The sequence below is a fragment of the Janthinobacterium sp. Ant5-2-1 genome, assembly GCF_001445815.1.
GTDB lineage: Bacteria > Pseudomonadota > Gammaproteobacteria > Burkholderiales > Burkholderiaceae_D > Janthinobacterium > Janthinobacterium lividum_E.
The window spans coordinates 1-1,265 of the sequence record NZ_LNCE01000152.1 but is presented as its reverse complement, the minus strand read 5'-3'; the positions used below and the strand labels follow the sequence as shown (position 1 = coordinate 1,265).

Annotated in this window: 1 protein-coding gene; it reads left to right on the top strand. The window is 62.1% G+C overall.

All coding sequences use genetic code 11. The annotated features are described in order from the left end of the window. The first annotated feature begins 79 nt into the window (after positions 1 to 79). Positions 80 to 1,189: an ABC transporter permease gene (locus tag ASN89_RS26760; RefSeq protein ID WP_058051358.1), complete on the top strand. Its 1,110-nt coding sequence runs from the start codon at positions 80 to 82 to the stop codon at positions 1,187 to 1,189. Positions 1,190 to 1,265 lie beyond the last annotated feature (76 nt).

Below are 1,265 nucleotides of genomic sequence, written 5' to 3'. Positions count from 1 at the left end.
CACCATGCTCTTCAACCTGCTCACCGACCTGCTGTACCAGGCGGTCGATCCTCGCGTACAACTGAAGTAGAAAGAGACGATGTCGAAACCTCATACATCGCCCGGCCTGTGGGCCCTGGCGTGGCGCCGTTTGCGCGGCGACAAGATTGCAATGGTATCGCTGGCCTTGGTCGGCGCTTTTTTCCTGCTGGTGCTGGCGTCCGCCAGCGGCCTGGTGGCCTCGAACTGGGAAGACGAAGTGGCTGTCAGCTACGCGCCGCCCACGTTTGTGGGCGCCGACAAGGACGTGGCCGCCGACGGCGCCATTCCGCTGGCCGATGAGCGCAGCGCGCCCACGCCCGTCAACGTGCTCGATCCGCTGGCCGACGATATTGCCGAACTGCGCGCCCAGATGGGTAGTAATCCATCGGCTGGCGTGGAGATGTACGGTGTCACCGACCCGCTGGCCGACGACTTAACGGCCTTGCGCGCCGGCATGGGCAAGGCCAAGAAACTCGTCACGCACAAGGCGGCGACACTGCCGTTCGGCGCCGACAAGTGGGGCCACGACATCATCCAGAAAACCATCAAGGGCGGTGAAACGTCGATCGTCGTGGGCCTGGTAGCAGCCTTGCTGGCCGTCGTGCTGGGCACGCTGTTTGGCGCCGTGTCGGGCTACTTCGGCGGCGTCGTCGATGACTTCTTCAACTGGTTCTACAGCATCTTCACGTCGATCCCCTCGATCCTGATGATTCTCACCGTGGCGGCCGTGCTGCAACAGAAGGGCGTGCTGACCATCGTGCTGATCCTGGGCTTGACGGGCTGGACGGGGCCGTACCGTTTGATCCGCGCCGAATACATCAAGCACAAGGCGCGCGAATACGTGATGGCGGCCGATGCCATCGGCGCCTCGCACTGGCGCAAGATGTTTTCCCACATCTTCCCGAACGTGAGCCACGTGGCCCTGGTGCAAATGTCGATTCTGGTCGTGGGCTTCATCAAGGCGGAAGTGATTCTGAGTTTCCTCGGCTTTGGCGTGCCGGTGGGCACCGTCTCGTGGGGCAGCATGCTCAACGAGGCACAAAATGAACTGATCCTGGGCAAATGGTGGCAGCTGACAGCCGCCGCCACGGCGATGGCCGTGCTGGTGACGGCGTTCTCGCTGTTTACCGATGCCTTGCGCGATGCGCTCGACCCCAAAGTGAAATAGGAGTTGCTCATGGACCAGAATAACCTGTTGGAAGTGCGCGACCTGCGCGTCACCTTCCGCCTGGACAAGAAGACCA